Origin of the sequence: Neobacillus drentensis (genome assembly GCF_036965425.1) — a bacterium.
GTDB classification, from domain to species: Bacteria; Bacillota; Bacilli; order Bacillales; family Cytobacillaceae; genus Neobacillus; species Neobacillus drentensis_F.
Map to the genome: position 1 here is coordinate 1 of NZ_JBALPP010000019.1, position 7,229 is coordinate 7,229.

Annotated in this window: 6 protein-coding genes; 3 read left to right on the forward strand and 3 right to left on the reverse strand. The window is 35.0% G+C overall.

Annotation, left to right across the window (positions count from 1 at the left end):
• On the reverse strand, nt 1-754 hold a 754-nt coding region (locus V7161_RS05115), incomplete at its 3' end, for an AraC family transcriptional regulator (protein ID WP_335442805.1).
• Between the two features lie 25 nt (nt 755-779).
• The gene (locus V7161_RS05120) at nt 780-1,355 is read right to left on the reverse strand and encodes a LysE family translocator (protein ID WP_335442807.1); all 576 of its coding nucleotides are present in this window, start codon (nt 1,353-1,355) and stop codon (nt 780-782) included.
• 316 nt (nt 1,356-1,671) lie between these two features.
• On the opposite strand from V7161_RS05120, the gene V7161_RS05125 reads away from it, so the two are divergent.
• From V7161_RS05125 to V7161_RS05135, 3 genes are all read left to right on the forward strand, one after another.
• Nucleotides 1,672-2,676, forward strand: coding sequence for a DUF3231 family protein (locus V7161_RS05125; protein WP_335442809.1), 1,005 nt, complete (start codon nt 1,672-1,674; stop codon nt 2,674-2,676).
• 454 nt (nt 2,677-3,130) lie between these two features.
• Nucleotides 3,131-4,045 carry a DMT family transporter gene (locus V7161_RS05130; RefSeq protein ID WP_335442811.1) on the forward strand — a complete coding sequence of 305 codons (915 nt, stop codon included), beginning with the start codon at nt 3,131-3,133 and terminating at the stop codon, nt 4,043-4,045.
• Between the two features lie 680 nt (nt 4,046-4,725).
• Nucleotides 4,726-5,544: a mechanosensitive ion channel family protein gene (locus V7161_RS05135; RefSeq protein ID WP_335442812.1), complete on the forward strand. Its 819-nt coding sequence runs from the start codon at nt 4,726-4,728 to the stop codon at nt 5,542-5,544.
• A gap of 469 nt (nt 5,545-6,013) precedes the next feature.
• On the opposite strand, the gene V7161_RS05140 is transcribed toward V7161_RS05135, so the two are convergent.
• Complete coding sequence (locus V7161_RS05140; RefSeq protein WP_335442813.1) at nt 6,014-6,568, reverse strand: DUF3231 family protein; 555 nt, start codon at nt 6,566-6,568, stop codon at nt 6,014-6,016.
• Between the last annotated feature and the right edge of the window lie 661 nt (nt 6,569-7,229).

The window sequence follows — 7,229 nt, forward strand, 5'->3', positions numbered from 1 at the left end:
CAAATGCTGTTGTACCATATACACTTTTAAAATGTTTATTTAAATGGGATAAATCAACAAAACCGCAATCAGCTACTACCGAATATAAATCTCCGTTTTTTTCTATTAATTGCTTTGCACGTTCTATCTTGCAGTTAAGAAAGTATTGGTATGGTGAAATTCCGGTATGACCCTTGAATAATCTGATAAACTGAAATTTCGATAAATTCAGTTTATTACTTATCTCGTCAAGTTTAAGTACATTTCCTAAGTCTGCATGAAGAATATCTTTTGCTTTTCTAATTAAAGCAATATCTTTCTTAAAGTCTGTAGAAAGATCCGTTTGAATCAGGCTATCTGTAAGGGATAAGAATAATTCACTGCACAAAGCCTCATCTTTTTCGCCTAATATGGCATTAGCAAGACTTAAAATTCTTTGTTCAAGTCTATTGTCATATACAATAGGGGTTGAAAAACGTACTATATCTTTTTTTCGGGTAACCTCTAAAAGCAAGTGCGGCTCAATATATAGCATAACATAATCAAGGCCAGCCTCATCATGTGCCATTCCATCATGTGCCTGTTCTGGATTAAAAAGCATAACGCCCTTTGGATATGATAATTGTAAACTTCCATCCAAGTTATAATGTTGAATACCACGTAATGTTACACCTATGGCATACTCCTTATGAGAATGCTTTTTATACGCAAAATCAGTAATGCTTGCTGCAAGCGCAGTAATACCTGCAGATTTTTTATAGATAAATTTATCCATTAAATTCACCTCTTATTTAGCTTACCTACATCCATATCTCTATTGCGGCATAAGCTAAAAATAATGCCATCATTACATTAACAGCCTTTTTATGTTTCTGTAAAAGTTCCTTGAAGATTGTACCGAAAAGAACCCATGTAATAAATGCTAGGAATCCAATAAGAGTTATAGCAATAACGCTTATTGTCACCGCAGGCATTGCGATATAATGGGGCATAATAAAGCTAGGAATTACAGTCATTGTAAATAGTACCACCTTTGGATTTAAAAACTGCATAAGGAATCCTGACTTAAAGGTACCAGATTGGTTTACAGTCGTATTAGATGTATCCATTTTGTAAATTTGATAAGCGAGATAGAACATATAAACACTTCCGATTATCTGCAGAACAATTAAAATTTTTGGTATTATCGTCATAAGCAAATTATTCAACAGCGCAGATATTATAAGTAATAAACCAAAAGCAAACGTTGCTCCATACGTATATTCCATTGCTTTTTTTGCCCCTAAATTATGCACTGTGGATAATATCGCGATATTAGTAGGTCCCGGTGTAAATGTAATAATAATACAGTATATTAAAAAAGATGTAATATTCATGAGAAAAACTCCCTTCAAGGTATTCTCATGTCATAATACATCTTCAAATTAAATGCATATAGTATATTATTGCATGGTTATTCTATAAAGTTAACTCTACAAATTTTAGGTACCGATACGATAAAGGTAGGCAAAAGCATTCTGTAATCAGATTGTGAAGCATTTCACTTAAACTGCTATGCAGCGATCCATCTTGAACTCCTGCACCCGTTAGTTCAACAAGAATCTGCTCAACTATTATCATCTAAAAGATTTAAGTCCAAAGATACGCATATCTTTTCTGTGTCAGTAAAAAATACTGAAGAGGTGAGAACAAATGGAAAATGATAATTTAAAACTTACATCTTCCGAAATTGGAACACTATGGGGGGAGTATGTAAACGGAACTATGGCCGAGATAGTAAATAAATATATGATTTCTATTTTGGAAGATGAATCAATAAAAAAAGTTTTTGAAATTGCCATTCAGACATGGGAAAAGCAAAAGAAGCAGATTGTTTCCTTCATTGAGAAAGAGGGTTTTCCAGTTCCCATTGGATTTACTGAGTCCGACCTTAATAAAAGTGCAAAGAGATTGTTTTCTGACACATTCTGCTTAAATTATTTACATATTATGACCATACATGGTTTGTTGGGTCATACAACTGCTTTATGTGTTTCTGTCAAAAAGGAGCTACGGGAATTTTACAATTCATGTGATAATGATGCAAAAAATATGTATGATTTAACCATTGAGTTATTGCTTAAAAAAGGAAAATTCCAACGTGACCCCTATTTCTATCCTAACGAGAGCCCTGAATTTATTTCTACCAAAGATTTTACTGATGGATTCTTCGGAAAAGGGAGACTTTTATCTGCTACAGAAATAATCAGTATCTCTCTTAACATTAAAAAGAGCATTATGGCAAAAACTCTTTCAATCGGATTCAGTCAAGTCACAGAATCGAAAGAAATAAGAGAGTTTTTTGAGGAATTAGAAAAAAAGTCAGATGAAAACATACAAGCCCTTTCAAAAATTATGCACAAGGATAATTTGCCGATTCCAATGTCGTGGGAATCAGAGGTTACAACTTCAAAAGACTCTCCTTTTTCAGATAAATTAATGTTGTATCATATGGGTTTCTTGATTCAAACTGCACAAGTATATTACGGGACAGGTCTAGCAGGAGCCATGCGAACAGACCTAGCTGTCGTTTATGAATCAACCATTCTAAAAACATTAGCAATGACTAAAAACTGGTTCGATATTATGGTGAAAAACAAGTGGTTAGAACAGCCACCGCTTGCACCCAATAGAAAAGAACTTGCACAAGATCAATAAGATATACCCCTCATTAGTGAGGGGTATATTTTTAATTAACTTTTTAATCTTAGGGAAAATTCCAACATAAAGTAGTTATTTCCTTCTTCGGGTAGACTGCTATTTAGTTGAATAAACAAAAACCACCAAAATGGCAGCTTGTTCTTTATCTCTCACACCCGTTTAAATGCGAACCTTCACAATCTCTTTTGAAGATAACTATGGGTTGATTACATAAAGATAATTTAGTAAATTAAAGATGAATCAAAAGTGTATAAAGAAGAATTGTTTGGGATAGACGAAAGCTAATTTTCTTCTTAAAAACCTCCAAAATTTCATTTGGGGTGTGTCGGAAAATCAATTCCGTTACTAATTATCGTTGGATTTTCCATGAAAACTGTATGAGAGTAGATCGTTCCCGCCTCTTACTTTAAGAGGCGGGATTTTTTATTAATAAGAACAGGAGAATTAACAGATGAAAATGACAAAATCAATGGCAAACCTGCTACTATTGATAGCTGCGGCACTTTGGGGTTCTGGGTTTGTTGTAACAAAAATAGCTCTAGATGCAAATGTTTCTCCGGGATTCGTAAATTTTTCCAGGGGCTTTCTCTTTGTTGTTTTGGTATTTATCTTTTTTTATAAAAAGATATTTAAAATGACCCTTAAGGACTTTAAAATTGGGCTCATTGCGGGATTGCTTAATTTTGGCGGATTTATTACACAGACTATTGGTGTTCAGTACACGACTCCATCCAATAACGCCTTTATTTCAGCAACATATGTAGTAATTATTCCTTTCTTGGCCTGGGTTTTATATCAAAAGAAACTCCCCGTAAAAAGCTTTGTTTCCATTGCCTTTTGTTTACTTGGAATGACTATATTAACTGGAATATTAAACAAAGCATTAACCATAAATATCGGTGACGTTTATTCTTTTATTTGTGCTCTGTTTTATGCAGCCTCTATTGTCTATCTCGGTTACGGAGCAAGAACAACTGATTTCAGCATTGTAGCTTTTATGCTTGGGGTTGTCCAAGCCATAGGGGGGTTGGCTTTTTTCTTCTTCGTAGAGGAAGGACAGCTTACTACTATCAATTGGTCTGTTGCAATAGTGCCATTGTTATATATGGGAATAATATGTTCGTTCGTTGGTCAAACTGTTCAGGTTGTAGCTCAAAAGCATACTTCCGCAACAACTGCTGGGTTAATTATGATGCTTGAAGGAGCTTTTGGAAGTATTTTTTCAGTAGCGTTTGGCTTTGAAACATTTACAGTTCAGTTAGTTGTTGGAGGATTGCTTATTATGCTATCCATTATTCTTATGGAAGTGGACTTTAAGCAGATGTTGGGCAAGAACAAGGAACAGCTTAGAAATCAAAAATTTTAGCGAAAATAAACGACAAAATGAGTCTGCATTGTCATTCGAATGCAGACCTTTTTAATCAACTTTTTATTTTTTCGATTATTCTCTTGATGATGTGCGGACCATACTCTTGCGGGTAAAAGACCATTGTGATGATTACTGTTAACAGAATTATCGTAATCCATATCATAGTATTTGCAGCAAACTTTAAATTGCGAGTCATTTTAAATCCCAAAATGATTAGCACAGAATTTATGATAAATATTGTTGGTAATGCTACTATCCTCCCTAGCCCTGTATTTGGAAAAAACCTTATTAATAGAATAAATGTTAATAAGGTAGGTAACATCATCAAAGAGTATTTTATGAATGTAATAACTCCCATAATTTTCTCTCCCTAAAAATAGTCAATAACTATAAATTCTATAATAATTACCCCAATCCTTGTTTAACTTACCTTCCGTTAGTCGAATTAGAAAAAGGCTGCCATTTTAGCAGCCCGATTAAAAAGAAATCATCAGTAAGACCAACAACTCAGCAGCGGAAAACACATTATTGATAATATAATCGTTCCACAAGAAGCCTGGATATGGCTTCTTTTTTTAATGGAACCATGCTATCGTTAAGGTTTGTTTGTTGGGAAAGGAAGTTTTTTCTCCTTATCGCAATCCTTTGGTATAGTGTAAATAGTGGGAGTTGATAGGATGTTTTTCTTGGGATTGTTCCAGAAGTTGCCCGTAAAAATTTTTACGGTGGCACTGCTGATTATACTTACGGTTTATTTGATCCGCAAATCCATCAGGCTTTTCTTTGACAAAACAAGCATATTGGATGAAAAGCGGGAAGAGACCTTGATGCATTTCGCCAACCAGGTGACAAAGGTATTGGGACTTGTGTTCTTCTTTATTTATGTGGCTAGCCATTTCTTCGACCTAGAAAAGTTTGTAACTGGTTCGGTAGTGGTGGCAGGTGCCTTGGCATTGATCTTCCAGCATATCATTCGCGATTACATTATGGGACTGACCTACTTGTTTGAGCGCCAGATCCATCTTGGGGATTATGTCATCATCAATGGAAACCGTCAGGGGAAAATCGAGGAAATCAGCATGCGCCACCTAAAGATCCGCCAGTATGACGGATACCTCTATACGGTCTCCTATAGCAGCATCATAGAACTTCAGAACGGGAATCGGGGAAGGCGGCGGGTGAACGAAAGCCTAATCCTCAACTATAGGCAAAATCCGGACGATGCCTTCAAGGTGATGGAGGAAGTGGCACAAACATGCAACGAGAAATATGGAGAATACCTGTTGAAAGATGAGCACGGCGTTCCCGTGGAGAGTTTCATATTCAACCAAATCACCGAACTGAACGTGGATTTTAGGGGTCACAGGTATTCAATATCAGGTCTTGTGAAGGAAGCAGATTTCGTGGAAGCGAGCAAAAAGGTAAGGTATGAACTGGCGATGGCTGCCTACAAGAACGAATTGAAGATGGCAGAGAGCCTCAACACAAGCGAATAAAAATCATAAAATGCAAGAGAGTTCATATCTTTTGATTTTTTTCTGTTTTTTTATGGATACAACAAGTGAAGCTTTGTAATGCAGGGTTGTTGAGTGACTGCCACGGGAGTCCCTATTTTTTAAAATACTCATATCTAATTTTTGATGGTTGTTTTATGACTGATTCAAATTCTTTTTGATTCATATTACTTTTCCTCCGATTACTACATTTACAAGAGTCATTTAACTATAATTCTTTAGTAGGGTGTAAAACACCTTCTTTCACTAAACTGCTCCGTTACTAGAAGAAGAAAAAAGCACTACTGTTATTTTAAAAAGAAAAATCAAAAATAAAAAATGCAGCGTAAAACCCCTATCTAAAGTTAGGGTTTTACGCTGCATTTTGATAAATTTTAATAGTTCTTTTCATTATTTTCAGGCATTCTTCCCTTTGAAAGTTCCCAACTATGTTAGAAAATATTTGTTCCCTCTAACTTAATGTTTGTTGTGAACCTGGTGGAACGTAAAAAGGTGGGACTTTAATCCATCCGCGTTTACGCATTAAATGTTTTAATCTAGTTGCGAAAGCAAATTTTTCTGTTTGAAACTGAATAAATAATAAACCAACATCTGTACGAATCGATTCAGAGGCAGCACCCGCTGCACGCATAATTAAACTTACAATTTTTAAAGATAATTCGTTTGCTATTACATCATCCGTTAATTTAACACCAAGAGGGATACTGTTAGGGTCTGATTTTGGCATTTCCTCAGGGGCAGCCGGCAGTGGAATCCCTTCCTTAATCATGAAATCATGGAGTCGTTCTCTTTGACTGGTTCCTAATTTCATATCTTCTTCAAGTATTGCTTTTAGTTCATCATCTGTCGTCGTATTTATACCCGCTTGAACAGATACCTTAGCTAGTTCAAGTCCTGCTAAGTAAATCCAACATGACATCACTTCTCCAACATGAAGTGGTTGGTCTTTGTCTTGTACTGTCAATGATTTCATGGCATCCATAACTGTTTCCAACATATTTACCATGCGATCCCTCCTGAGTTGGTAGAATATACATATTTTTTGTATAGAAAGATCTTTTATTCAGAGGACAACACCTGCAAAATTTGAAAACTAAAAAAAGAAATTCTCACTATTTCTCATCTTGAAGAGTCGCACCCGTTACTTAACTAATCATTAGTTTCTTTGCACTTTTCAAAAAGGTATTGAAATCCATATAAGAAAAAAGCCTTGTAANNAAATAGTTTTAATTTTGTAAATACCCTTGTAATAGGAAATACAAAAATAGCTTCGCCAATTGCATTTAAAATAATAAACTTTTTAAAATTTCCGTATGCCCATTTTAATGTCCATAAAGACATCGTCAACATTGGACCTATGAGAAAAGGAAATTCATTTTGAATAAAGGACTGTGGTTTATTATAAAAGGACCACCATTTGCGTTTTTTTCCAATTAGGGCATCCAAACTACATATTAGAACAGCAAGGATTGATGCTGGTAAAAACCTCCTTATAGTCCGCCATCCTAACAAAGGCATTGTAAGCCATGAGAATAATATCATTACAATATTAAGTAACCATTGATTTTTCATTGTCATATTAATACCCCTTTTTCCAAAGGAATTATGTAACTTATTATATCTCCTCCGTTATTTAGCTATTCTGCCATTTAGTTGAAGAAGGACAA

Excerpts from the sequence above, each read along its gene's own strand:
- V7161_RS05120 (WP_335442807.1), bottom strand. The coding sequence starts at position 1,355 with ATGAATATTACATCTTTTTTAATATACTGTATTATTATTACATTTACA.
- V7161_RS05125 (WP_335442809.1), top strand. The coding sequence starts at position 1,672 with ATGGAAAATGATAATTTAAAACTTACATCTTCCGAAATTGGAACACTA.
- V7161_RS05130 (WP_335442811.1), top strand. The coding sequence starts at position 3,131 with ATGAAAATGACAAAATCAATGGCAAACCTGCTACTATTGATAGCTGCG.
- V7161_RS05135 (WP_335442812.1), top strand. The coding sequence starts at position 4,726 with ATGTTTTTCTTGGGATTGTTCCAGAAGTTGCCCGTAAAAATTTTTACG.
- V7161_RS05140 (WP_335442813.1), bottom strand. The coding sequence starts at position 6,568 with ATGGTAAATATGTTGGAAACAGTTATGGATGCCATGAAATCATTGACA.